Source organism: Enterobacter cloacae complex sp. 372C4, from assembly GCF_050030615.1.
Lineage (GTDB): Bacteria > Pseudomonadota > Gammaproteobacteria > Enterobacterales > Enterobacteriaceae > Enterobacter > Enterobacter intestinihominis.
The window spans coordinates 1,433,081-1,457,139 of record NZ_JBLGUQ010000001.1 but is presented as its reverse complement, the minus strand read 5'-3'; the positions used below and the strand labels follow the sequence as shown (position 1 = coordinate 1,457,139).

The window sequence follows — 24,059 nt, the reverse complement described above, 5'->3', positions numbered from 1 at the left end:
TTACTGAATGGCTAAGCAATCAATGAAAGCACGCGAAGTAAAGCGCGTAGCTTTAGCTGATAAATTCTTCGCTAAACGCGCTGAACTGAAAGCGATCATTTCTGATGTGAACGCTTCCGACGAAGATCGTTGGAATGCGGTTCTCAAGCTGCAGTCTCTGCCGCGTGATTCCAGCCCGTCTCGTCAGCGTAACCGCTGTCGTCAAACAGGTCGTCCACATGGTTATGTGGGCAAGTTTGGGTTGAGCCGTATCAAACTGCGTGAAGCCGCCATGCGCGGTGAAGTACCAGGCTTGAAAAAGGCTAGCTGGTAATTACCAATTGAATCACGGGAGTAAAGACAGATGAGCATGCAAGATCCGATCGCGGATATGCTGACCCGTATCCGTAACGGTCAGGCCGCGAACAAAGTTGCGGTCACCATGCCTTCCGCCAAGCTGAAAGTGGCAATTGCCAACGTGCTGAAGGAAGAAGGTTTTATCGAAGATTTTAAAGTTGAAGGCGACACCAAGCCGGAACTGGAACTTACTCTCAAGTATTTCCAGGGTAAAGCTGTTGTAGAAAGCATTCAGCGTGTCAGCCGCCCAGGCCTGCGCATCTATAAGAAAAAAGATGAGCTGCCAAAAGTAATGGCTGGTCTTGGTATCGCAGTTGTTTCTACCTCTAAAGGTGTTATGACTGATCGTGCAGCGCGCCAGGCTGGTCTTGGTGGCGAAATTATCTGCTACGTAGCCTAATCGGAGGAAAGAATGTCTCGTGTTGCTAAAGCACCGGTCGTTATTCCTGCCGGCGTTGATGTCAAAATCGACGGTCAGGTTATTACGATCAAAGGTAAAAACGGCGAGCTGACTCGTACCCTCAACAAAGCTGTTGAAGTTAAACATGCAGATAACGCTCTGACCTTCGGTCCACGTGATGGTTTCGTGGATGGATGGGCTCAGGCTGGTACCGCGCGTGCCCTGCTGAACTCAATGGTTGTTGGTGTTACCGAAGGCTTCACTAAAAAGCTTCAGCTGGTTGGTGTAGGTTATCGTGCAGCTATCAAAGGGAATGCAGTAGGCCTGTCTCTGGGCTTCTCACACCCTGTTGAGCATCCGCTGCCGGCCGGAATCACTGCAGAATGCCCGACTCAGACTGAAATCGTGCTGAAAGGCGCTGATAAACAGCTGATCGGTCAGGTTGCAGCAGATCTGCGCGCCTACCGTCGTCCTGAGCCTTATAAAGGCAAGGGTGTTCGTTACGCCGACGAAGTCGTGCGTACCAAAGAGGCTAAGAAGAAGTAAGGTAACACTATGGATAAGAAATCTGCTCGTATCCGTCGTGCGACCCGCGCACGCCGCAAGCTCAAAGAGCTGGGTGCAACTCGCCTGGTGGTACATCGTACCCCGCGTCATATTTACGCACAGGTAATTGCACCGAACGGTTCTGAAGTTCTGGTAGCTGCTTCTACTGTAGAAAAAGCTATCTCAGAACAATTGAAGTATACCGGTAACAAAGACGCCGCTGCAGCTGTAGGTAAAGCTGTTGCAGAACGCGCTCTGGAAAAAGGCATCAGCAATGTTTCCTTTGACCGTTCCGGGTTCCAATATCATGGTCGTGTCCAGGCACTGGCAGATGCTGCCCGTGAAGCTGGCCTTCAGTTCTAAGGTAGAGGTGTAAGATGGCTCACATCGAAAAACAGGCTGGCGAACTGCAGGAAAAGCTGATCGCGGTAAACCGCGTATCTAAAACCGTTAAAGGTGGTCGTATTTTCTCCTTCACAGCTCTGACTGTAGTGGGTGATGGTAACGGTCGCGTTGGTTTTGGTTACGGTAAAGCGCGTGAAGTTCCAGCAGCGATCCAGAAAGCGATGGAAAAAGCCCGTCGCAATATGATTAACGTCGCGCTGAACAACGGTACCCTGCAACACCCAGTTAAAGGTGTTCACACGGGTTCTCGTGTATTCATGCAGCCAGCTTCCGAAGGTACCGGTATCATCGCCGGTGGTGCAATGCGCGCCGTTCTGGAAGTTGCTGGAGTTCATAACGTTCTGGCTAAAGCATATGGTTCCACCAACCCGATCAACGTGGTTCGTGCAACTATTGATGGCCTGGAAAATATGAATTCTCCAGAAATGGTCGCTGCCAAGCGTGGTAAATCCGTTGAAGAAATTCTGGGGTAATTGACCATGGCAAAGACTATTAAAATCACTCAAACCCGCAGTGCAATCGGTCGTCTGCCGAAACACAAGGCAACGCTGCTTGGCCTGGGTCTGCGTCGTATTGGTCATACCGTTGAGCGCGAGGATACTCCTGCTGTTCGTGGTATGGTCAACGCGGTTTACTTCATGGTTAAAGTTGAGGAGTAAGAGATGCGTTTAAATACTCTGTCTCCGGCCGAAGGCTCTAAAAAGGCGGGTAAACGCCTGGGTCGTGGTATCGGTTCTGGCCTCGGCAAAACCGGTGGTCGTGGTCACAAAGGTCAGAACTCTCGTTCTGGCGGTGGCGTACGTCGCGGTTTCGAGGGTGGCCAGATGCCACTGTACCGTCGTCTGCCGAAGTTCGGCTTCACCTCTCGCAAAGCAGCGATTACAGCGGAAATCCGTCTGTCTGACCTGGCGAAAGTTGAAGGCGGCGTTGTAGACCTGAATACGCTGAAAGCAGCTAACATTATCGGTATCCAGATCGAGTTCGCGAAAGTGATCCTGTCTGGTGAAGTTTCTACTCCGGTAACTGTTCGTGGCCTGCGTGTTACTAAAGGTGCTCGTGCTGCTATCGAAGCTGCTGGCGGTAAAATTGAGGAATAAGTAGCAGATGGCTAAGCAACCGGGATTAGATTTTCAAAGTGCCAAAGGTGGATTTGGCGAGCTGAAACGCAGACTGCTGTTTGTAATCGGCGCGCTGATTGTGTTCCGTATTGGCTCTTTTATTCCGATCCCTGGTATTGATGCCGCTGTACTTGCCAAACTGCTTGAGCAACAGCGAGGCACCATCATTGAAATGTTCAACATGTTCTCTGGTGGTGCTCTCAGCCGTGCTTCTATTTTCGCACTGGGTATTATGCCGTACATTTCGGCATCGATTATTATCCAGCTGCTGACGGTCGTTCATCCGGCCCTGGCAGAGTTGAAGAAAGAAGGGGAGTCTGGACGTCGTAAGATTAGCCAGTACACCCGTTACGGCACTCTGGTGCTGGCAATATTCCAGTCGATCGGTATTGCTACCGGTCTTCCGAATATGCCTGGTATGCAGGGCCTGGTATTAAACCCAGGCTTTGCATTCTATTTCACCGCTGTTGTAAGTCTGGTCACAGGGACCATGTTCCTGATGTGGCTCGGCGAACAGATTACTGAACGAGGTATCGGTAACGGTATCTCAATCATTATCTTCGCCGGTATCGTTGCGGGTCTCCCGCCGGCCATCGCCCATACTATCGAGCAAGCGCGTCAAGGCGACCTGCACTTCCTCCTGTTGCTGTTGGTTGCAGTATTAGTATTTGCAGTGACGTTCTTTGTTGTCTTCGTTGAACGTGGTCAACGCCGCATTGTGGTGAACTACGCTAAACGTCAGCAGGGTCGTCGTGTCTATGCTGCACAGAGCACACATTTACCGCTGAAAGTGAATATGGCGGGGGTTATCCCGGCTATCTTCGCTTCCAGTATTATTCTGTTCCCGGCAACCATCGCGTCATGGTTCGGGGGCGGTACTGGTTGGAACTGGCTGACAACAATTTCGCTGTATTTGCAGCCTGGGCAACCACTTTATGTGTTACTCTATGCGTCTGCGATCATCTTCTTCTGTTTCTTCTACACGGCGTTGGTCTTCAACCCGCGTGAAACAGCAGATAACCTGAAGAAGTCCGGTGCATTTGTACCAGGAATTCGTCCGGGAGAGCAAACGGCGAAGTATATCGATAAAGTAATGACTCGCCTGACTTTGGTTGGTGCGCTTTATATTACTTTTATCTGCCTGATCCCGGAGTTCATGCGTGATGCAATGAAAGTACCGTTCTACTTCGGTGGGACCTCACTGCTTATCGTTGTTGTCGTGATTATGGACTTTATGGCTCAAGTGCAAACTCTGATGATGTCCAGTCAGTATGAGTCTGCATTGAAGAAGGCGAACCTGAAAGGCTACGGCCGCTAAATGGTCGTCTGAGAAGTTACGGAGAGTAAAAATGAAAGTTCGTGCTTCCGTCAAGAAATTATGCCGTAACTGCAAAATCGTTAAGCGTGATGGTGTCATCCGTGTGATTTGCAGTGCCGAGCCGAAGCATAAACAGCGCCAAGGCTGATTATTTCGCATATTTTTCTTGCAAAGTTGGGTTGAGCTGGCTAGATTAGCCAGCCAATCTTTTGTATGTCTGTACGTTTCCATTTGAGTATCCTGAAAACGGGCTTTTCAGCATGGTGCGTACATATTAAATAGTAGGAGTGCATAGTGGCCCGTATAGCAGGCATTAACATTCCTGATCAGAAACATGCTGTGATCGCATTAACTTCGATCTACGGCGTCGGCAAGACCCGTTCCAAAGCCATTCTGGCTGCAGCGGGTATCGCTGAAGATGTTAAGATCAGTGAGCTGTCTGAAGAACAAATCGACACGCTGCGTGACGAAGTTGCCAAATTTGTCGTTGAAGGTGATCTGCGCCGTGAAATCAGCATGAGCATCAAGCGCCTGATGGATCTTGGTTGCTATCGCGGTTTGCGTCATCGTCGTGGTCTGCCAGTGCGCGGTCAGCGTACTAAGACCAACGCACGTACCCGTAAGGGTCCGCGCAAACCGATCAAGAAATAATCGGGGTGATTGAATAATGGCAAAGGCACCAGTTCGTGCACGTAAACGTGTAAGAAAACAAGTCTCTGACGGCGTGGCTCATATCCATGCTTCTTTCAACAACACCATCGTTACTATTACTGATCGTCAGGGTAACGCATTGGGTTGGGCAACAGCCGGTGGTTCCGGTTTCCGTGGTTCTCGCAAATCCACTCCGTTCGCAGCTCAGGTTGCAGCAGAGCGTTGCGCTGAAGCCGTAAAAGAATACGGCATCAAGAATCTGGAAGTTATGGTTAAAGGTCCGGGTCCGGGTCGTGAATCTACTGTTCGCGCTCTGAACGCCGCTGGTTTCCGCATCACGAATATTACTGATGTGACTCCGATCCCTCATAACGGTTGTCGTCCGCCGAAAAAACGTCGCGTATAACGCTCGTTTTTTAGGTTAGTTGGAGATAGAAAATGGCAAGATATTTGGGTCCTAAGCTCAAGCTGAGCCGTCGTGAGGGCACCGACTTATTCCTTAAGTCTGGCGTTCGCGCGATCGATACCAAGTGTAAAATTGAACAAGCTCCTGGCCAGCACGGTGCGCGTAAACCGCGTCTGTCTGACTATGGTGTGCAGTTGCGTGAAAAGCAAAAAGTTCGCCGTATCTACGGTGTGCTGGAGCGTCAGTTCCGTAACTACTATAAAGAAGCAGCACGTCTGAAAGGCAACACAGGTGAAAACCTGCTGGCTCTGCTGGAAGGTCGTCTGGACAACGTTGTATACCGTATGGGCTTCGGCGCGACTCGTGCTGAATCACGCCAGTTGGTTAGCCATAAAGCAATCATGGTAAACGGTCGTGTTGTTAACATCGCTTCTTATCAGGTTAAAGCGAATGACGTTGTTAGCATTCGTGAGAAAGCGAAAAAGCAATCTCGCGTGAAAGCCGCTCTGGAGCTGGCTGAGCAGCGTGAAAAGCCAACCTGGCTGGAAGTTGATGCTGGCAAGATGGAAGGTACGTTCAAGCGTCAGCCTGAGCGTTCTGATCTGTCTGCGGACATTAACGAACACCTGATCGTCGAGCTTTACTCCAAGTAAAGCTTAGTACCAAAGAGAGGACACAATGCAGGGTTCTGTGACAGAGTTTCTAAAACCGCGCCTGGTAGATATCGAGCAAGTGAGTTCGACGCACGCCAAGGTGACCCTTGAGCCTTTAGAGCGTGGCTTTGGCCATACTCTGGGTAACGCACTGCGCCGTATTCTGCTCTCATCGATGCCGGGTTGCGCGGTGACCGAGGTTGAGATTGATGGTGTACTTCATGAGTACAGCACCAAAGAAGGCGTTCAGGAAGATATCCTTGAAATCCTGCTCAACCTGAAAGGGCTGGCGGTGAGAGTTCAGGGTAAAGATGAAGTTATTCTTACTCTGAATAAATCTGGCATTGGCCCTGTGACTGCAGCCGACATCACCCACGACGGTGATGTTGAAATCGTCAAGCCGCAGCACGTGATCTGCCACCTGACCGATGAGAACGCAGCTATTAGCATGCGTATCAAAGTTCAGCGCGGTCGTGGTTATGTGCCGGCTTCTGCCCGAATTCATTCGGAAGAAGATGAGCGCCCAATCGGCCGTCTGCTGGTCGACGCATGCTACAGCCCTGTAGAGCGTATTGCCTACAATGTTGAAGCAGCGCGTGTAGAACAGCGTACCGACCTGGACAAGCTGGTCATCGAAATGGAAACCAATGGCACAATCGATCCTGAAGAGGCGATTCGTCGTGCGGCAACCATCCTGGCAGAACAACTGGAAGCTTTCGTTGACTTACGTGATGTACGTCAGCCGGAAGTGAAAGAAGAGAAACCAGAATTCGATCCGATCCTGCTGCGCCCTGTTGACGATCTGGAATTGACTGTCCGCTCTGCTAACTGCCTCAAGGCAGAAGCTATCCACTATATCGGTGATCTGGTACAGCGTACCGAGGTTGAGTTGCTGAAAACGCCGAACCTGGGTAAAAAATCTCTTACCGAGATTAAAGACGTGCTGGCTTCACGTGGTCTGTCTCTGGGCATGCGCCTGGAAAACTGGCCACCAGCAAGCATTGCTGACGAGTAACCGGATCACAGGTTAAGGTTTTACTGAGAAGGATAAGGTCATGCGCCATCGTAAGAGTGGTCGTCAACTGAACCGCAACAGCAGCCATCGCCAGGCTATGTTCCGCAACATGGCAGGTTCACTGGTTCGTCATGAAATCATCAAGACGACCCTGCCTAAAGCGAAAGAGCTGCGTCGCGTAGTTGAGCCGCTGATTACTCTTGCCAAGACTGACAGCGTTGCTAATCGTCGTCTGGCATTCGCCCGTACTCGTGATAACGAGATCGTGGCAAAACTGTTTAACGAACTGGGCCCGCGTTTCGCGAGCCGTGCCGGTGGTTACACTCGCATTCTGAAGTGTGGCTTCCGTGCAGGCGACAACGCGCCGATGGCATACATCGAGCTGGTTGATCGTTCAGAGAAAGCAGAAGCTGCTGCAGAGTAATCTGTAGTAACGTAAAAAAACCCGCCTCGGCGGGTTTTTTTATATGCGCAGAATCTCCACTTATCTACAATGTCTGTATCTTTTCTGCTCATCCCCTGGAGTTCATTATGTGGTTGCTCGATCAGTGGGCTGAACGCCATATTAGCGATGCCCAAAACAAAGGCGAGTTTGAAAATCTCCCCGGTAGCGGTGAGCCACTGGTGCTGGACGATGATTCACACATTCCCCCTGAATTACGAGCCGGTTATCGCTTACTGAAAAACGCAGGTTGTTTACCCCCTGAACTTCAGCAACGCAATGAAGCCGTCGAGCTTGCCGATCTGCTTAAAGGCATTCATAAGAATGACCCGCGGTACTCCGAAATCAGCCGTCGATTAGCGCTCATCGAAATAAAACTGCGCCAGACGGGAATGAATACTGACTTTTTGCATGGTGAGTACAGTGAAAGGTTAATGCAAAAAATAAACGAGGAGTAGCCATGTACCGCATAGGTGAACTTGCGAAGCTTGCTAACGTAACGCCGGATACTATCCGCTACTACGAAAAGCAGCAGATGATCGATCATGAGGTCAGAACAGAAGGTGGATTTCGCCTTTATACGGATAACGACCTGCAACGCCTTCGTTTTATCCGCTATGCCCGGCAACTCGGCTTCACGCTGGAGTCGATCCGTGAACTGCTGTCGATCCGTATCGATCCTGAACATCATACGTGTCAGGAATCTAAAAGCATCGTTCAGGCCCGGCTGGATGAAGTTGAAGGACGAATTCAGGAGCTGCAGGCCATGCAACGATCTCTACAAAGGCTGAATGACGCGTGCTGCGGTACTGCTCACAGCAGTGTTTATTGCTCAATACTGGAAGCCCTTGAACAGGGCGCCAGTAGTGAAACTCTGGGTTGTTGATTTTTTATCAGCCACGGACTAGACTCCCGCCGACATTAACTATGCTCAGGAGAAATGATGAGCCGCTATCAGCATACTAAGGGACAAATTAAGGATAACGCCATTGAGGCATTGCTTCACGACCCGCTTTTTAGACAGCGTGTTGAGAAGAACAAGAAGGGAAAAGGGAGTTATTTGCGTAAAGGTAAACATGCACAACGTGGTAACTGGGAGGCCAGTGGCAAGCAAGCTAATCGCTTTTTTACCACTGGCCTTTCTGTTTCTCTCGCCTGATTAAACGCGGTTATTCTGCTCTTTTAACAGATCGCGAATTTCAGTCAGTAAGACTTCTTCTTTAGTTGGTGCTGGCGGGGCAGCAGCCGGTTCTTCTTTTTTACGGTTAAGTCTGTTGATAAGTTTGATCGCCATGAAAATGGCAAATGCCACGATCACGAAATCAAATACGTTCTGAATGAATACGCCGTAGTGCATTACAACCGCAGGGATATCGCCCTGAGCTTCCCGAAGGGTGAAGGCGAATTGTTTGAAATCAATGCCTCCAATCAACAGTCCTAACGGCGGCATAATAATGTCGGCGACTAATGATGAAACGATCTTACCGAACGCCGCACCAATAATGACACCCACAGCCAAATCCACCACATTCCCGCGCATCGCAAATTCGCGAAATTCTTTAATAAAACTCATTATGTTCTCCTTGTGCCAGCTGACGCCTATAAGTTTAACAAATGATTAGCTAATTGCCATTGGGGATAAATAATCGTTATGAAAAATAAAAGGCATGAAAATTAGAAGGTTAATATTTGGGTGCCCTCGTCTGAGCACCCAAATCATTACAGGAAGAACGGGCTTGGCTGGAATAAACGCTCGACGTCGGTAATAAATTTTTTATCGGTCAGGAACATAATAACGTGGTCACCCTGCTCAATACGTAAATTATCATTGGCGATCATCACATCATTACCTCGCACTACTGCGCCGATAATGGTGCCTGGTGGAAGTTTAATTTCATCGATTGCGCGACCAACAACGCGTGACGTCGTTTCATCCCCGTGAGCGACGGCTTCAATGGCTTCAGCAACACCACGACGAAGAGATGACACGCCGACAATATCCGCTTTACGCACATGGCTTAGCAGGGCAGAGATGGTGGCTTGCTGGGGTGAAATAGCAATATCAATTACGCTACCCTGTACCAGATCGACATAAGCCTTACGCTGGATAAGCACCATAACTTTTTTCGCCCCCATACGTTTAGCGAGCATGGCGGACATAATATTCGCTTCGTCGTCGTTGGTGACGGCAATAAAAAGATCAACCTGATCGATATGCTCTTCGGCCAGCAATTCCTGATCCGAAGCATCGCCATAAAACACGATGGTATTCTGAAGTTTTTCAGCCAGCTCTGACGCGCGTTGTTGATCCCGTTCGATCAGCTTCACGCTGTAGTCTTTTTCCAGCCGTCTCGCCAGACCTGCGCCAATATTACCGCCGCCAACCAGCATAATACGTTTATACGGTTTTTCGAGACGCTGTAGTTCACTCATCACCGCACGGATATGCTGAGAAGCCGCAATAAAGAAGACTTCATCCCCGGCTTCTACAATGGTGGAACCTTGCGGACGAATAGGTCTGTCGTGACGGAAAATCGCCGCAACACGCGTATCGATATGTGGCATATGCTCGCGCATTGTCGACAGGGCATTACCAATCAGCGGGCCCCCGTAATAAGCCTTCACGACCGCCAGGCTTACTTTCCCTTCAGCAAAGTTCACAACCTGCAACGCGCCCGGGTACTCAATCAGACGATAAATACTGTCGATAACCAGCTGTTCAGGCGCAATAAGATGGTCGATGGGTACTGCTTCGGAATTAAACAGCTTTTCCGCATCCCGGACATAGTCCGGAGAACGAATGCGGGCGATGCGGTTTGGGGTGTTGAAAAGCGAGTAGGCCACCTGACATGCAACCATGTTGGTTTCATCAGAACTGGTTACTGCAACCAGCATGTCGGCATCGTCCGCGCCCGCTTCCCGAAGCACACGTGGATGAGAGCCGTGCCCCTGAACAACGCGGAGGTCGAACTTGTCCTGCAAAACGCGCAGGCGATCGCCATTGGTATCCACAATGGTGATATCGTTGTTTTCGCCCACGAGATTTTCCGCCAGCGTTCCGCCAACTTGCCCTGCGCCCAGAATGATAATTTTCATCTTTCGTGACCTGTTCTCAACATCACTCTTTGATTAGCTTAGCGTAAAAGAAGCCATCACCCTCTTCTGCGCCCGGCAGGTTTTGCAGACCCGGGTGCTCAGGCGTTCCCGTATCGTGCAGCGTAGCGTCCGGGGTGCGTTTCAGGAAAGCCGCAATTTGCTGACTGTTCTCTTCCGTGAGAACAGAGCAGGTTGCATACACCAGGGTTCCGCCGGGTTTGAGATGCGGCCAGATGGCATCCAGAATTTCGGATTGCAACTGGGCAAGCTCCTTGATATCACGATCGCGACGCAGCCATTTGATATCGGGATGACGACGAATCACGCCGGTTGCTGAGCAGGGGGCGTCCAGCAAAATGCGATCGAACCGGGTATCACCACACCAGTCAGCGGGTTTGCGTCCATCGCCTTGCTTAACCTGTGCTTTCATACCCAGACGCTTAAGGTTGTCATAGACGCGTGAAAGGCGCTGCTCATCAACATCCACGGCCATCACGCTGGCCTGCGGCGCCACTTCCAGGATGTGCGTTGTTTTCCCCCCTGGCGCTGCACAGAGATCGAGGATCTGCTCCCCGTCTTTCGGCTCAAGCCAGGTCATGCAGCCCTGAGCAGATGCGTCCTGTACCGTTACCCAGCCCTCTTCAAAACCGGGTAATGCATGTACCGGTGCAGGGGAGGCTAAACGAACCGCATCAGGATAAGCAGCGTGTGTGAAGCCGCTCATTCCGGCCTCTTCCAGCAGGGCCAGCCATGCGTCGCGTGTATGATGGTTACGATTGACGCGTAACCACATCGGCGGACGTTGATTATTGGCATCCACAATGTCTTGCCATTGCTGTGGGTAGGCTTTTTTAAGGCGATTCAGCAGCCATTCAGGGTGAAGGAAGCGCGCTTCGCTTTGCGCAAATTCTGCCAGCAGTTCGTCCTGCTGACGCTGGAACTGACGCAGCACGCCGTTGATCAATCCTTTTAGCTGAGGACGTTTAATCGCAACGGCACCCTCCACTGTCTCGGCCAGCGCAGCATGAGGTGGAATGCGGGTATGAAGAAGCTGGTAGAAACCGACCATGATCAAATAATGCACGGTACGCTGCTTGCCGCTCATCGGGCGTGACATCAGCTTGTTAATCAACCACTCAAGCTGAGAGAGGGTGCGCAGCACGCCAAAGCACAGCTCCTGGAGCAGGGCTTTGTCTTTATCGGAAACCTTTTGTTGCAGTGGAGGCAGGACATTACTCAGTGACTGGCCCTGCTCGATAACCTGCTCAACGGCCTGAGCCGCCATAGTGCGTAGATTTTGTCTTTTCATAACCGTAAAAATAAAAATGCCCGGAAACACCGGGCCTTAAGAATAAATTTGTTCAGGCAAGGCGATTGCCAGGGATGAACCATTCACGACGAGAATTTAATAGATCCTGCGCGCTCATTGCCTTTTTACCGGCCGGTTGCAGCGATTCAAGATTCAGTATCCCTTCTCCGGTCGCAACCTGGATACCGTTTTTGCTGGCGTCGATAATCGTACCGGGCTCTGCCGATGCATTGCCGTTAATAACTGAAGCTTTCCAGACTTTCACTGGCTGCTCATCAATCATCAACCAGCTCATCGGCCATGGATTAAAGGCGCGGATGCAGCGTTCGAGTTGAGCTGCTGACAGGGACCAGTCGATCCGGGCTTCTTCTTTACTCAGTTTCTCAGCATAGGTCACCTGTGCCTCATCCTGCACTTCAGGTGTCGCTGTATTGTCAGCAAGCTGTTGCAGCGTCTCAATCAGCCCCTGCGGGCCGAGATCCGCCAGCTTGTCATACAGCGTGGCGCTGGTATCTTCTGCGGTGATGGGACACGCCAGTTTATACAGCATGTCGCCCGTGTCTAAACCTACGTCCATCTTCATGATTGTCACGCCAGTTTCAGCATCGCCTGCCCACAGAGCGCGCTGAATAGGGGCTGCACCACGCCAGCGTGGGAGCAAAGAACCATGAACGTTAACACAGCCAAGGCGGGGCATATCAAGTACCGCTTTCGGCAGAATGAGGCCGTAAGCCACAACTACCATCACGTCCGCGTTCAGGTCTGCCACTAACTTCTGGTTTTCCTCAGGTCGTAATGACGCAGGCTGGAAAACCGGTAAACCATGTGTTTCTGCCAGTACCTTAACCGGGCCAGGCATCAGTTTTTTACCGCGGCCAGCCGGACGGTCCGGCTGAGTAAATACGCCAACAATCTGATGGCCAGACGTTAACAGCGCGTCGAGATGACGCGCTGCAAAATCAGGGGTACCCGCGAAGATTATACGTAGTGATGTAGACACGTTATTCCTTGTATCCGGGGGCGTTAAGCGCGAGAACGCAAACGATCCAGTTTCTCAACTTTCTGACGAATACGCTGTTGCTTCAGAGGTGAGAGGTAATCGATAAACAGTTTACCGACCAGGTGATCCATCTCATGCTGAATGCAAATTGCCAGCAGATCGTCGGCTTCCAGCTCAAACGGATTGCCGTCACGATCCAGTGCGCGGATTTTAACTTTTTCGGCACGTGGCACCAAAGCGCGCTGTTCAGGGATAGACAGACAGCCTTCCTCAATACCTGTTTCGCCGCTTTTTTCCAGCAGCTCAGGGTTGATCAGCACCAAGCGCTCATCACGATTTTCAGAAACGTCGATCACAATAATACGTTTGTGAATGTCTACCTGGGTCGCGGCAAGGCCAATGCCTTCTTCAGCGTACATGGTATCGAACATATCATCGACGATACGCTGAATTTCTGCATTCACTTCTTTAACCGGTTCCGCGACGATGCGAAGGCGCTCGTCAGGAATATGTAACACTTGCAAAACTGCCATAAATTTCCAGAGTCGTGTTCAGGAGTTGATAAGAATATTACTTCTATTCTAGACAAATCCCCGGTCGATTGACAGCATCAGTGACCAATCGCAAAGATTGCTGAGGCTGCTTATGGCAGGGAAAAGGATGACGTCCACAGAGATATGGTTACGGCTTATAAACATCGGGTCGTTATACGGTGATGCGATGCTGGAGATTGCGCAGAGGCTGCTTCGCCAGGCAACCGTCGATGCTGAAGCCGTCAACGCGTCAGGGCTTTCGCCCAAACATGCCGTAAAGTTTTTTTCGTTCAGCGAGAGTGAGCTTGAACGTAGTCTGGAATGGCTGGAACACGCCGACAACCACCTTCTCACGGCGGATGATCCTCGCTTCCCGCCATTGTTGCGTTCTATCCCTGATTTTCCCGGGGCGCTATTTGTGAGAGGCCGCGTTGACGTGCTTAATAGCATGCAGCTTGCGGTAGTGGGCAGCCGTGCGCCCTCGTGGTATGGCGAGCGTTGGGGGAAAATGCTGAGCGAACAGCTGTCCCAATGTGGCTTTACGATCACCAGTGGCTTGGCTTGCGGCATCGACGGTGTAGCACATCATGCGGCGTTGTCCGCAAAAGGGCGAAGTGTCGCCGTGCTTGGCAATGGTCTTTTTAGTCTCTATCCGCGTCGTCATCATATTCTGGCTGAGCAACTTATTGCTTCAGAGGGGGCAATAGTGTCTGAGTTTTCACTCTCAACACCGCCCAGACCGGGTAACTTTCCACGGCGTAACCGGATCATCAGTGGGTTAAGCCAGGGTGTGCTGGTGGTCGAAGCTGCGATTCGGAGTGGATCGCTGGTTACCGCAAGGTGCGCACTGGAGCAGGGGCGTGAAGTTTTTGCGCTGCCCGGCCCGTTGGGGAACCCCGGCTGCGAAGGCCCTCACTGGCTGATAAAACAGGGGGCGACGCTGGTGACCTGCAAAGAAGATATCCTTGAAAATTTGCAGTATGGACTGCATTGGTTGCAGGATGATCTCCAAAAGCGACATATTTCATCGGATCAGGAGGCAGTAGCATTGCCATTTCCCAAGCTCCTGGCTAACGTAGGAGATGAGGTAACACCTGTTGACGTTGTCGCTGAACGTGCCGGCCAACCTGTGCCAGTAACGGTAGCACAGCTACTCGAACTGGAGTTAGCAGGGTGGATCGCAGCTGTACCCGGCGGCTATGTCCGATTAAGGAGGGCATGCCATGTTCGACGTACTGATGTATTTGTTTGAGACTTACATCCACAACGAAGCAGAAATGCAGGTGGATCAGGACAAATTAACACGGGATCTGACCGACGCAGGTTTTGAGCGGGAAGATATATATAATGCGTTGATGTGGCTGGATAAGTTGGCTGATTATCAGGACGGCCTCGCCGAACCGATGCAGCTTGCTTCTGACCCATTGTCTGTGCGCATCTATACAGCTGAAGAGTGTGAAAGGCTGGATGCCAGCTGCCGGGGATTCATTTTATTCCTCGAGCAGATTCAGGTGCTAAACCTCGAAACGAGAGAGATGGTGATAGAGCGCGTCATGGCGCTGGATACTGCTGAGTTTGAACTGGAAGATCTGAAATGGGTGATCCTGATGGTTCTGTTCAACATTCCAGGCTGTGAAAATGCCTATCAGCAAATGGAAGAATTACTCTTTGAAGTGAATGAAGGTATGCTGCATTAATTCTATGTGCAGCAACAAGAGTTGTTATGGCCAAATCAGCACTCTTCACGGTGCATAAAAACGAGCCCTGCCCACAATGCGGGGCAGAACTTGTTATTCGGTCCGGGAAACACGGTCCGTTTCTCGGTTGTTCACACTATCCGGAATGTGATTATGTCCGTCCCCTGAAAAGCCAGGCGGATGGACATATCGTCAAAATTCTGGAGGGACAGCTTTGTCCTCTCTGTGGCGGTGAACTGGCGCTGCGGCAGGGGCGGTTCGGGATGTTTATCGGATGCAGCCGCTACCCGGAGTGTGAACATACGGAACAAATTGATAAGCCAGATGAAACGGCAATTGCCTGCCCTCAGTGCCAGCGTGGCCAATTGGTGCAGCGGCGCTCTCGTTATGGCAAGACCTTCCATTCGTGCGATCGCTATCCTGAATGCCAGTTCGTCATCAATTTCAAACCAGTAGCGGGCGTCTGCTCTCATTGCGATTATCCGTTACTTATAGAGAAGAAAACCGCGCAAGGCTTGAAACGCTTTTGCGCCAGTAAACAATGTGGAAAGCCGGTTTCGGCGGATCAAATCAGTGAATAATAACCTGCCATCAGGCTCCATCGCGCAGGCGGTGGAAATCCTGAAAAAAGAAGAAGTCATCGCCTATCCAACAGAAGCCGTTTTCGGGGTCGGGTGTGATCCTGACAGCGAAGTCGCCGTTAACCGTCTGCTGGCGCTAAAACAGCGGCCTGTCGAAAAAGGATTGATTTTGATCGCTGCGAACTACGAGCAGCTTAAGCCTTATATTGATGATTCCATGCTGACACCTGCACAGCGGGAAACCATTTTCTCTGCGTGGCCTGGTCCCGTGACGTTTGTTTTTCCTGCACAGCCGACAACGCCGCGCTGGTTAACCGGGCGTTTCGATTCACTCGCGGTACGCGTCACCGACCATCCGCTGGTGGTGGAGTTATGCCAGGCATTTGGTAAACCTCTGGTTTCAACCAGCGCCAACCTGACCGGGCTTCCCCCTTGTCGGACAACCGAAGAAGTTCTGGCGCAGTTCGGGAATGATTTCCCGGTAGCCGTGGGTGAAACCGGTGGTCGTCTTAACCCGTCAGAAATTCGCGATGCCTTGACCGGCGAACGTTTTCGCCAGGGATAATGTGATGGAAACCTATGCTGTTTTTGGTAACCCGATCGCGCACAGCAAGTCGCCTCTGATCCATCGGCTGTTTGCGGAGCAATTGCATATAGATCACCCGTATGGTCGGGTTCTTGCGCCTGTTGATGCATTTATACCGACGCTGAATAGCTTTTTTGATGCGGGTGGTAAAGGTGCGAACGTCACGGTGCCTTTTAAAGAAGAGGCTTTCGGGCGCGCGGATGAACTGACCGAACGTGCGTCGCTCGCTGGCGCCGTCAATACTCTTAAGCGGCTTGAAGATGGTCGCCTTCTGGGCGATAACACCGATGGGATTGGTTTACTCAGCGATCTGGAGCGATTGTCGTTTATTAAACCAGGCTTTCGGATCCTGCTGATCGGCGCGGGTGGCGCCTCGCGCGGCGTATTGCTTCCTCTTCTTTCGCTGGATTGTGCGGTGACAATCACCAACCGTACTTTCTCCAGAGCAGAAGAGCTGGCGGCGTTGTTCGCACACACAGGCAGCGTAGCTGCGGTAGCACCTGACGATCTCGCGCGTCACGAATTTGATCTTGTGATTAATGCCACCTCAAGCGGTATTAATGGAGAGATCCCGGCGATTCCTGCATCCCTGATTCATTCCCACATCTACGCCTATGACATGTTTTATCAAAAAGGGAAAACGCCCTTTCTGACCTGGTGCGAACAACAGGGGGCAAAACACGTGGCTGATGGTCTGGGAATGCTGGTGGGGCAGGCGGCTCATGCGGTGCTACTCTGGCATGGCGTGTTACCCGCAGTAGAACCGGTGATTGAAAAGCTCAAACAGGAAATGACGGCGTGAATCAGGCGATTCATTTTCCCGACAGAGAAATCTGGGATGAAAACAAGCAAGCGGTTTGTTTCCCGGTGCTGGTGCATGGAATGCAGCTCACCTGTGCGATTAAAGGGGAAACGTTGCTTCAGCGCTTTGGGGGGGCAGATCCGTTAGCGGTCTTTTGCGAAAATCGCTGGGACCTGGAAGAGGATGCCAGCGATTTGATCCGCGATCAGCAGGAAGACGATCAGGGTTGGGTCTGGTTATCCTGATCCAGATAGTCATTTTTCCATTTAACGTAATTGTTCGCTGAGTATTTCAATCCTTCGATCTCCGTCTCTTTTAGGGGGCGGATCTGTTTAACCGGGCTGCCTAAATAGAGATACCCACTTTCAAGACGCTTGTTTTGCGGAACAAGACTCCCTGCGCCAATCATTACGTCATCTTCTACAATGACGCCATCCAGCAAAATCGATCCCATCCCAACGAGAACCCTGTTACCGATCGTGCAGCCGTGGAGCATCACTTTATGGCCGACGGTAACATCTTCCCCAATAATGAGCGGGTTGCCCTCAGGGTTATAAGATGACTTATGAGTCACATGCAACACGCTGCCGTCCTGAATATTGGTGCGTGCACCGATTGCAACGTAGTTAACATCGCCCCGGATCGCGACAAGTGGCCAGATGCTGACATCATCGGCCATGCGAACATCACCAATGACCACGCTGCTGGCATCGATCATCACGCGATCGCCTTTTTGGGGGAACAGATGTTTATAAGGACGTAATACTGCAAACATATCTACCTCGATACAGATGAGCGTTATTAAAGAAGACTTTGATCGTATTCCTGGAGCGAGGCAAGGCAAAATGCGTCAATTTTTAAGCGGATCGGGTGGGTTTTCAGCGAAAAGCACGGAAAATCATCAGTTGGAAAAAAAGATCTAAAAAATACTTGTGCTAAAAACTGGGATCCCTATAATGCGCCTCCATCGACACGGCGGATGTGAATCACTTCACAGACAACCCGGTCGGTTGAAGAGAAAAAATCCTGAAATAACGGGTTGACTCTGAAAGAGGAAAGCGTAATATACGCCACCTCGCGACAGAGCGCTGAAGCGCGTCGCAACTGCTCTTTAACAATTTATCAGACAATCTGTGTGGGCACTCAAAGTGACATGGATTCTTAATGTCCTCGGACACTAAATGAATACCAAGTCTCAACGAGTGAACACGTAATTCATTACGAAGTTTAATTCATTGAGCATCAAACTTTTAAATTGAAGAGTTTGATCATGGCTCAGATTGAACGCTGGCGGCAGGCCTAACACATGCAAGTCGAACGGTAACAGGAAGCAGCTTGCTGCTTCGCTGACGAGTGGCGGACGGGTGAGTAATGTCTGGGAAACTGCCTGATGGAGGGGGATAACTACTGGAAACGGTAGCTAATACCGCATAACGTCGCAAGACCAAAGAGGGGGACCTTCGGGCCTCTTGCCATCGGATGTGCCCAGATGGGATTAGCTAGTAGGTGGGGTAACGGCTCACCTAGGCGACGATCCCTAGCTGGTCTGAGAGGATGACCAGCCACACTGGAACTGAGACACGGTCCAGACTCCTACGGGAGGCAGCAGTGGGGAATATTGCACAATGGGCGCAAGCCTGATGCAGCCATGCCGCGTGTATGAAGAAGGCCTTCGGGTTGTAAAGTACTTTCAGCGGGGAGGAAGGCGACAGGGTTAATAACCCTGTCGATTGACGTTACCCGCAGAAGAAGCACCGGCTAACTCCGTGCCAGCAGCCGCGGTAATACGGAGGGTGCAAGCGTTAATCGGAATTACTGGGCGTAAAGCGCACGCAGGCGGTCTGTCAAGTCGGATGTGAAATCCCCGGGCTCAACCTGGGAACTGCATTCGAAACTGGCAGGCTAGAGTCTTGTAGAGGGGGGTAGAATTCCAGGTGTAGCGGTGAAATGCGTAGAGATCTGGAGGAATACCGGTGGCGAAGGCGGCCCCCTGGACAAAGACTGACGCTCAGGTGCGAAAGCGTGGGGAGCAAACAGGATTAGATACCCTGGTAGTCCACGCCGTAAACGATGTCGACTTGGAGGTTGTGCCCTTGAGGCGTGGCTTCCGGAGCTAACGCGTTAAGTCGACCGCCTGGGGAGTACGGCCGCAAGGTTAAAACTCAAATGAATTGACGGGGGCCCGCACAAGCGGTGGAGCATGTGGTTTAATTCGATGCAACGCGAAGAACCTTACCTACTCTTGACATCCAGAGAACTTAGCAGAGATGCTTTGGTGCCTTCGGGAACTCTGAGACAGGTGCTGCATGGCTGTCGTCAGCTCGTGTTGTGAAATGTTGGGTTAAGTCCCGCAACGAGCGCAACCCTTATCCTTTGTTGCCAGCGGTTAGGCCGGGAACTCAAAGGAGACTGCCAGTGATAAACTGGAGGAAGGTGGGGATGACGTCAAGTCATCATGGCCCTTACGAGTAGGGCTACACACGTGCTACAATGGCGCATACAAAGAGAAGCGACCTCGCGAGAGCAAGCGGACCTCATAAAGTGCGTCGTAGTCCGGATTGGAGTCTGCAACTCGACTCCATGAAGTCGGAATCGCTAGTAATCGTGGATCAGAATGCCACGGTGAATACGTTCCCGGGCCTTGTACACACCGCCCGTCACACCATGGGAGTGGGTTGCAAAAGAAGTAGGTAGCTTAACCTTCGGGAGGGCGCTTACCACTTTGTGATTCATGACTGGGGTGAAGTCGTAACAAGGTAACCGTAGGGGAACCTGCGGTTGGATCACCTCCTTACCTTAAAGAACCTGCCTTTGTAGTGTCCACACAGATTGTCTGATGAAAAGTAAATAGCAAGGCGTCTTGCGATTGAGACTGTACGTCCCCTTCGTCTAGAGGCCCAGGACACCGCCCTTTCACGGCGGTAACAGGGGTTCGAATCCCCTAGGGGACGCCACTTGCTGGTTCGTGAGTGAAAGTCACCTGCCGTCATATCTCAAAACTGACTTGCGAGTCATGTTTGAGATATTTGCTCTTTAAAAATCTGGATCAAGCTGAAAATTGAAACGACACACAGCTCATGTGTGTTCGAGTCTCTCAAATTTTCGCAATCAGAAGTGAAACATCTTCGGGTTGTGAGGTTAAGCGACTAAGCGTACACGGTGGATGCCCTGGCAGTCAGAGGCGATGAAGGACGTGCTAATCTGCGAAAAGCGCCGGCGAGGTGATATGAACCTTTGACCCGGCGATGTCCGAATGGGGAAACCCAGTGCAATCCGTTGCACTATCGTTAACTGAATACATAGGTTAACGAGGCGAACCGGGGGAACTGAAACATCTAAGTACCCCGAGGAAAAGAAATCAACCGAGATTCCCCCAGTAGCGGCGAGCGAACGGGGAGCAGCCCGGAGTCTGAATCAGCTTGTGTGTTAGTGGAACGGTCTGGAAAGTCCGACGGTACAGGGTGATAGTCCCGTACACGAAAGCACACATGCTGTGAACTCGAAGAGTAGGGCGGGACACGTGGTATCCTGTCTGAATATGGGGGGACCATCCTCCAAGGCTAAATACTCCTGACTGACCGATAGTGAACCAGTACCGTGAGGGAAAGGCGAAAAGAACCCCGGCGAGGGGAGTGAAAAAGAACCTGAAACCGTGTACGTACAAGCAGTGGGAGCCTCTTTATGGGGTGACTGCGTACCTTTTGTATAATGGGTCAGCGACTTATATTCTGTAGCAAGGTTAACCGTATAGGGGAGCCGAAGGGAAACCGAGTCTTAACTGGGCGTTAAGTTGCAGGGTATAGACCCGAAACCCGGTGATCTAGCCATGGGCAGGTTGAAGGTTGGGTAACACTAACTGGAGGACCGAACCGACTAATGTTGAAAAATTAGCGGATGACCTGTGGCTGGGGGTGAAAGGCCAATCAAACCGGGAGATAGCTGGTTCTCCCCGAAAGCTATTTAGGTAGCGCCTCGTGAACTCATCTTCGGGGGTAGAGCACTGTTTCGGCTAGGGGGCCATCCCGGCTTACCAACCCGATGCAAACTACGAATACCGAAGAATGTTATCACGGGAGACACACGGCGGGTGCTAACGTCCGTCGTGAAGAGGGAAACAACCCAGACCGCCAGCTAAGGTCCCAAAGTCATGGTTAAGTGGGAAACGATGTGGGAAGGCACAGACAGCCAGGATGTTGGCTTAGAAGCAGCCATCATTTAAAGAAAGCGTAATAGCTCACTGGTCGAGTCGGCCTGCGCGGAAGATGTAACGGGGCTAAACCATGCACCGAAGCTGCGGCAGCGACGCTTATGCGTTGTTGGGTAGGGGAGCGTTCTGTAAGCCGTTGAAGGTGTCCTGTGAGGGGTGCTGGAGGTATCAGAAGTGCGAATGCTGACATAAGTAACGATAAAGCGGGTGAAAAGCCCGCTCGCCGGAAGACCAAGGGTTCCTGTCCAACGTTAATCGGGGCAGGGTGAGTCGACCCCTAAGGCGAGGCCGAAAGGCGTAGTCGATGGGAAACAGGTTAATATTCCTGTACTTGGTGTTACTGCGAAGGGGGGACGGAGAAGGCTATGTCAGCCGGGCGACGGTTGTCCCGGTTTAAGCATGTAGGCGGAGGTTCCAGGTAAATCCGGTACCTTGTTAACGCTGAGGTGTGATGACGAGGCACTACGGTGCTGAAGTGATAAATGCCCTGCTTCCAGGAAAAGCCTCTAAGCATCAGGTAACACGAAATCGTACCCCAAACCGACACAGGTGGTCAGGTAGAGAATACCAAGGCGCTTGAGAGAACTCGGGTGAAGGAACTAGGCAAAATGGTGCCGTAACTTCGGGAGAAGGCACGCTGATATGTAGGTGAAGCCCCTGCGGGCGGAGCTGAAATCAGTCGAAGATACCAGCTGGCTGCAACTGTTTATTAAAAACACAGCACTGTGCAAACACGAAAGTGGACGTATACGGTGTGACGCCTGCCCGGTGCCGGAAGGTTAATTGATGGGGTTAGCGGCAACGCGAAGCTCTTGATCGAAGCCCCGGTAAACGGCGGCCGTAACTATAACGGTCCTAAGGTAGCGAAATTCCTTGTCGGGTAAGTTCCGACCTGCACGAATGGCGTAATGATGGCCAGGCTGTCTCCACCCGAGACTCAGTGAAATTGAACTCGCTGTGAAGATGCAGTGTACCCGCGGCAAGACGGAAAGACCCCGTGAACCTTTACTATAGCTTGACACTGAACACTGGTCCTTGATGTGTAGGATAGGTGGGAGGCTTTGAAGCGTGGACGCCAGTCTGCGTGGAGCCAACCTTGAAATACCACCCTTTAATGGCTGGTGTTCTAACGTAGACCCGTAATCCGGGTTGCGGACAGTGTCTGGTGGGTAGTTTGACTGGGGCGGTCTCCTCCCAAAGAGTAACGGAGGAGCACGAAGGTTGGCTAATCCTGGTCGGACATCAGGAGGTTAGTGCAATGGCATAAGCCAGCTTGACTGCGAGCGTGACGGCGCGAGCAGGTGCGAAAGCAGGTCATAGTGATCCGGTGGTTCTGAATGGAAGGGCCATCGCTCAACGGATAAAAGGTACTCCGGGGATAACAGGCTGATACCGCCCAAGAGTTCATATCGACGGCGGTGTTTGGCACCTCGATGTCGGCTCATCACATCCTGGGGCTGAAGTAGGTCCCAAGGGTATGGCTGTTCGCCATTTAAAGTGGTACGCGAGCTGGGTTTAGAACGTCGTGAGACAGTTCGGTCCCTATCTGCCGTGGGCGCTGGAGAATTGAGGGGGGCTGCTCCTAGTACGAGAGGACCGGAGTGGACGCATCACTGGTGTTCGGGTTGTCATGCCAATGGCACTGCCCGGTAGCTAAATGCGGAAGAGATAAGTGCTGAAAGCATCTAAGCACGAAACTTGCCCCGAGATGAGTTCTCCCTGAGACTTTAAGTCTCCTGAAGGAACGTTGAAGACTACGACGTTGATAGGTCGGGTGTGTAAGCGCAGCGATGCGTTGAGCTAACCGATACTAATGAACCGTGAGGCTTAACCTTACAACGCCGAAGCTGTTTCGGCGAAGAGACAGACACGATTTTCAGCCTGATACAGATTAACAGAATTTGCCTGGCGGCTTTAGCGCGGTGGTCCCACCTGACCCCATGCCGAACTCAGAAGTGAAACGCCGTAGCGCCGATGGTAGTGTGGGGTCTCCCCATGTGAGAGTAGGGAACTGCCAGGCATCAAATTTAGCGTGCTGATATGGCTCAGTTGGTAGAGCGCACCCTTGGTAAGGGTGAGGTCCCCAGTTCGACTCTGGGTATCAGCACCACTTTATACTTAGGTTAAAGTTCGGCAAGAAGTAAAAGAATTTGTCTGGCGGCTTTAGCGCGGTGGTCCCACCTGACCCCATGCCGAACTCAGAAGTGAAACGCCGTAGCGCCGATGGTAGTGTGGGGTCTCCCCATGTGAGAGTAGGGAACTGCCAGACATCAAACAAGTAGAAAGGCCATCCGAAAGGATGGCCTTTTTGCGTTATGCCCTCAGCTAAACCAATTTCCTTATCAGATATTCCAACGAGTGCCGTTAATACCTTACTGACGTATTAAAGCGTCTTAACCCAGCTATAAATGAATTCACGGAATGCATAATGCTTACTCGCAGCAGCGTTAAATCAATTCAGTGATTCAGACTGAGGTTGTATAGGTAAGGAAATAGGGCTATAAAAAAACAGGATACTGAATCTAAAAATTATCTGATGATATCTGAGAGGGGAAATATACATCCCTTTGATTAGATAAAATAAAAGCGCGGCGATGGCCGCGCTTTTAAAAGTATTATTTAGTCAGGGCGACAATACCGAGAGTCAGGCCAGCTATTGCTGCGGCGCCACCGGCAATCGCACCTGCTGTTTCCCAGTTATCCTGGGTAGTCCCCTTCATACAGGTATTGGTGTGAACCAGTCGCCCCTGATCGTCGTATACCGGTACACAGGGAGAGTCGTGCGCGCAACCAGCAAGCAGCGCAGCGAGAAGTGCAACGGAAAGGAATCTTTTCATGATGTTACCTCAATATGATCGCTTATTCGCTTAAGAGCCGATGCGGCAATTTACGAATTGATGATTATTTTACCACCGCACTAATACCATACAGCACGGGGAATAATCTCAAATTGTGTGG

General features: G+C 51.3%; 30 protein-coding genes, 2 tRNA genes and 4 rRNA genes. 29 read left to right on the top strand and 7 right to left on the bottom strand.

From position 1 onward, the window contains the following. Window positions 1-7: 7 nt before the first annotated feature. The 17 genes from rpsN to ACQG11_RS06945 all read left to right on the top strand — a co-directional run bounded on the left by rpsN (window position 8) and on the right by ACQG11_RS06945 (window position 8,449). Window positions 8-313, top strand: coding sequence for a 30S ribosomal protein S14 (gene rpsN, locus ACQG11_RS07025; protein WP_003863291.1), 306 nt, complete (start codon window positions 8-10; stop codon window positions 311-313). Window positions 314-343: 30 nt separating this feature from the next. Continuing rightward, window positions 344-736: a 30S ribosomal protein S8 gene (rpsH, locus tag ACQG11_RS07020; RefSeq protein ID WP_006178918.1), complete on the top strand. Its 393-nt coding sequence runs from the start codon at window positions 344-346 to the stop codon at window positions 734-736. 12 nt (window positions 737-748) lie between these two features. Further along, entirely contained in the window at window positions 749-1,282 is a 534-nt protein-coding gene (gene rplF, locus ACQG11_RS07015) for a 50S ribosomal protein L6 (RefSeq protein WP_003863296.1), read from the top strand. 9 nt (window positions 1,283-1,291) lie between these two features. Next, complete coding sequence (gene rplR, locus ACQG11_RS07010; protein ID WP_003863297.1) at window positions 1,292-1,645, top strand: 50S ribosomal protein L18; 354 nt, start codon at window positions 1,292-1,294, stop codon at window positions 1,643-1,645. A gap of 14 nt (window positions 1,646-1,659) precedes the next feature. Beyond that, window positions 1,660-2,160, top strand: a complete 501-nt coding sequence (rpsE, locus tag ACQG11_RS07005) for a 30S ribosomal protein S5 (RefSeq protein WP_003863299.1) — start codon at window positions 1,660-1,662, stop codon at window positions 2,158-2,160. A 6-nt stretch (window positions 2,161-2,166) separates the two neighbouring features. Beyond that, on the top strand, window positions 2,167-2,346 hold the full coding sequence (gene rpmD, locus ACQG11_RS07000; RefSeq protein WP_003863301.1) for a 50S ribosomal protein L30: 180 nt from the start codon (window positions 2,167-2,169) through the stop codon (window positions 2,344-2,346). 3 nt (window positions 2,347-2,349) lie between these two features. Beyond that, complete coding sequence (gene rplO, locus ACQG11_RS06995; protein ID WP_014885468.1) at window positions 2,350-2,784, top strand: 50S ribosomal protein L15; 435 nt, start codon at window positions 2,350-2,352, stop codon at window positions 2,782-2,784. Window positions 2,785-2,791: 7 nt separating this feature from the next. Then, window positions 2,792-4,123 (top strand): preprotein translocase subunit SecY, encoded by a 1,332-nt coding sequence (gene secY / locus ACQG11_RS06990; RefSeq protein ID WP_003863305.1) that lies wholly within the window; start codon window positions 2,792-2,794, stop codon window positions 4,121-4,123. 31 nt (window positions 4,124-4,154) lie between these two features. Further along, on the top strand, window positions 4,155-4,271 hold the full coding sequence (gene rpmJ, locus ACQG11_RS06985; protein WP_000868187.1) for a 50S ribosomal protein L36: 117 nt from the start codon (window positions 4,155-4,157) through the stop codon (window positions 4,269-4,271). A gap of 146 nt (window positions 4,272-4,417) precedes the next feature. Further along, window positions 4,418-4,774, top strand: a complete 357-nt coding sequence (gene rpsM / locus ACQG11_RS06980) for a 30S ribosomal protein S13 (RefSeq protein ID WP_003863308.1) — start codon at window positions 4,418-4,420, stop codon at window positions 4,772-4,774. A gap of 16 nt (window positions 4,775-4,790) precedes the next feature. Further along, window positions 4,791-5,180: a 30S ribosomal protein S11 gene (gene rpsK, locus ACQG11_RS06975; RefSeq protein ID WP_003863312.1), complete on the top strand. Its 390-nt coding sequence runs from the start codon at window positions 4,791-4,793 to the stop codon at window positions 5,178-5,180. Window positions 5,181-5,212: 32 nt separating this feature from the next. Beyond that, complete coding sequence (gene rpsD, locus ACQG11_RS06970) at window positions 5,213-5,833, top strand: 30S ribosomal protein S4 (RefSeq protein WP_003863314.1); 621 nt, start codon at window positions 5,213-5,215, stop codon at window positions 5,831-5,833. 25 nt (window positions 5,834-5,858) lie between these two features. Then, window positions 5,859-6,848 (top strand): DNA-directed RNA polymerase subunit alpha, encoded by a 990-nt coding sequence (locus ACQG11_RS06965; RefSeq protein WP_002919219.1) that lies wholly within the window; start codon window positions 5,859-5,861, stop codon window positions 6,846-6,848. 40 nt (window positions 6,849-6,888) lie between these two features. Beyond that, window positions 6,889-7,272: a 50S ribosomal protein L17 gene (gene rplQ / locus ACQG11_RS06960; RefSeq protein ID WP_001216368.1), complete on the top strand. Its 384-nt coding sequence runs from the start codon at window positions 6,889-6,891 to the stop codon at window positions 7,270-7,272. Between the two features lie 107 nt (window positions 7,273-7,379). Continuing rightward, a complete protein-coding gene (locus ACQG11_RS06955; RefSeq protein ID WP_022649586.1) occupies window positions 7,380-7,748 on the top strand; it encodes a DUF1992 domain-containing protein in 369 nt (122 codons plus the stop codon). A gap of 2 nt (window positions 7,749-7,750) precedes the next feature. Continuing rightward, complete coding sequence (gene zntR / locus ACQG11_RS06950) at window positions 7,751-8,176, top strand: Zn(2+)-responsive transcriptional regulator (protein ID WP_193543924.1); 426 nt, start codon at window positions 7,751-7,753, stop codon at window positions 8,174-8,176. A gap of 57 nt (window positions 8,177-8,233) precedes the next feature. Further along, on the top strand, window positions 8,234-8,449 hold the full coding sequence (locus ACQG11_RS06945) for an alternative ribosome-rescue factor A (protein ID WP_022649585.1): 216 nt from the start codon (window positions 8,234-8,236) through the stop codon (window positions 8,447-8,449). On the opposite strand, the gene mscL is transcribed toward ACQG11_RS06945, so the two are convergent. The 5 genes from mscL to def form a co-directional block, all read right to left on the bottom strand. Further along, the gene (gene mscL, locus ACQG11_RS06940; protein WP_003863335.1) at window positions 8,450-8,863 is read right to left on the bottom strand and encodes a large-conductance mechanosensitive channel protein MscL; all 414 of its coding nucleotides are present in this window, start codon (window positions 8,861-8,863) and stop codon (window positions 8,450-8,452) included. Window positions 8,864-9,009: 146 nt separating this feature from the next. Beyond that, window positions 9,010-10,386, bottom strand: a complete 1,377-nt coding sequence (trkA, locus tag ACQG11_RS06935; protein WP_003863337.1) for a Trk system potassium transporter TrkA — start codon at window positions 10,384-10,386, stop codon at window positions 9,010-9,012. 22 nt (window positions 10,387-10,408) lie between these two features. Further along, window positions 10,409-11,695: a 16S rRNA (cytosine(967)-C(5))-methyltransferase RsmB gene (gene rsmB, locus ACQG11_RS06930; protein ID WP_045622658.1), complete on the bottom strand. Its 1,287-nt coding sequence runs from the start codon at window positions 11,693-11,695 to the stop codon at window positions 10,409-10,411. Window positions 11,696-11,747: 52 nt separating this feature from the next. After that, complete coding sequence (gene fmt, locus ACQG11_RS06925; protein WP_023298756.1) at window positions 11,748-12,695, bottom strand: methionyl-tRNA formyltransferase; 948 nt, start codon at window positions 12,693-12,695, stop codon at window positions 11,748-11,750. Between the two features lie 23 nt (window positions 12,696-12,718). Then, window positions 12,719-13,228 carry a peptide deformylase gene (gene def / locus ACQG11_RS06920; RefSeq protein WP_006812188.1) on the bottom strand — a complete coding sequence of 170 codons (510 nt, stop codon included), beginning with the start codon at window positions 13,226-13,228 and terminating at the stop codon, window positions 12,719-12,721. A gap of 127 nt (window positions 13,229-13,355) precedes the next feature. Here def and dprA point away from each other — a divergent pair, with 127 nt between their 5' ends. From dprA to ACQG11_RS06890, 6 genes are read left to right on the top strand one after another with little or no spacing between them, the layout of a single operon-like run. Beyond that, the gene (gene dprA, locus ACQG11_RS06915; RefSeq protein ID WP_032626756.1) at window positions 13,356-14,480 is read left to right on the top strand and encodes a DNA-protecting protein DprA; all 1,125 of its coding nucleotides are present in this window, start codon (window positions 13,356-13,358) and stop codon (window positions 14,478-14,480) included. Continuing rightward, window positions 14,452-14,925, top strand: a complete 474-nt coding sequence (gene smg / locus ACQG11_RS06910) for a DUF494 family protein Smg (RefSeq protein WP_000460665.1) — start codon at window positions 14,452-14,454, stop codon at window positions 14,923-14,925. Before dprA ends, smg begins: the two co-directional genes overlap by 29 nt. Before the next feature lie 26 nt (window positions 14,926-14,951). After that, window positions 14,952-15,506 (top strand): DNA topoisomerase family protein, encoded by a 555-nt coding sequence (locus ACQG11_RS06905; RefSeq protein ID WP_023298754.1) that lies wholly within the window; start codon window positions 14,952-14,954, stop codon window positions 15,504-15,506. After that, on the top strand, window positions 15,499-16,071 hold the full coding sequence (tsaC, locus tag ACQG11_RS06900) for an L-threonylcarbamoyladenylate synthase type 1 TsaC (RefSeq protein WP_022649580.1): 573 nt from the start codon (window positions 15,499-15,501) through the stop codon (window positions 16,069-16,071). Before ACQG11_RS06905 ends, tsaC begins: the two co-directional genes overlap by 8 nt. Before the next feature lie 4 nt (window positions 16,072-16,075). Continuing rightward, on the top strand, window positions 16,076-16,894 hold the full coding sequence (gene aroE, locus ACQG11_RS06895) for a shikimate dehydrogenase (protein WP_032626754.1): 819 nt from the start codon (window positions 16,076-16,078) through the stop codon (window positions 16,892-16,894). Then, complete coding sequence (locus ACQG11_RS06890) at window positions 16,891-17,139, top strand: DUF1488 domain-containing protein (protein WP_032626752.1); 249 nt, start codon at window positions 16,891-16,893, stop codon at window positions 17,137-17,139. Before aroE ends, ACQG11_RS06890 begins: the two co-directional genes overlap by 4 nt. Here ACQG11_RS06890 and ACQG11_RS06885 read toward each other — a convergent pair. Beyond that, complete coding sequence (locus tag ACQG11_RS06885) at window positions 17,115-17,669, bottom strand: gamma carbonic anhydrase family protein (protein ID WP_032626749.1); 555 nt, start codon at window positions 17,667-17,669, stop codon at window positions 17,115-17,117. The two genes, ACQG11_RS06890 and ACQG11_RS06885, sit on opposite strands and share 25 nt — an antisense overlap. Window positions 17,670-18,146: 477 nt before the next feature. Between ACQG11_RS06885 and ACQG11_RS06880 the strand changes: the two genes are divergently transcribed. The 6 genes from ACQG11_RS06880 to rrf (ACQG11_RS06855) all read left to right on the top strand — a co-directional run bounded on the left by ACQG11_RS06880 (window position 18,147) and on the right by rrf (ACQG11_RS06855) (window position 23,370). Next, a 16S ribosomal RNA gene (locus ACQG11_RS06880) occupies window positions 18,147-19,688 on the top strand. 84 nt (window positions 19,689-19,772) lie between these two features. Then, window positions 19,773-19,848, top strand: a tRNA-Glu gene (locus ACQG11_RS06875). Between the two features lie 182 nt (window positions 19,849-20,030). After that, a 23S ribosomal RNA gene (locus tag ACQG11_RS06870) occupies window positions 20,031-22,936 on the top strand. A gap of 69 nt (window positions 22,937-23,005) precedes the next feature. Next, a 5S ribosomal RNA gene (gene rrf / locus ACQG11_RS06865) occupies window positions 23,006-23,121 on the top strand. A 14-nt stretch (window positions 23,122-23,135) separates the two neighbouring features. Continuing rightward, window positions 23,136-23,211, top strand: a tRNA-Thr gene (locus ACQG11_RS06860). Window positions 23,212-23,254: 43 nt separating this feature from the next. Beyond that, window positions 23,255-23,370 (top strand): 5S ribosomal RNA (rrf, locus tag ACQG11_RS06855). The 16S, 23S and 5S rRNA genes sit together here with 2 tRNA genes alongside, the layout of an rRNA operon. Window positions 23,371-23,716: 346 nt before the next feature. Here rrf (ACQG11_RS06855) and ACQG11_RS06850 read toward each other — a convergent pair. Further along, on the bottom strand, window positions 23,717-23,938 hold the full coding sequence (locus ACQG11_RS06850; RefSeq protein ID WP_003860364.1) for a lipoprotein: 222 nt from the start codon (window positions 23,936-23,938) through the stop codon (window positions 23,717-23,719). Window positions 23,939-24,059 lie beyond the last annotated feature (121 nt).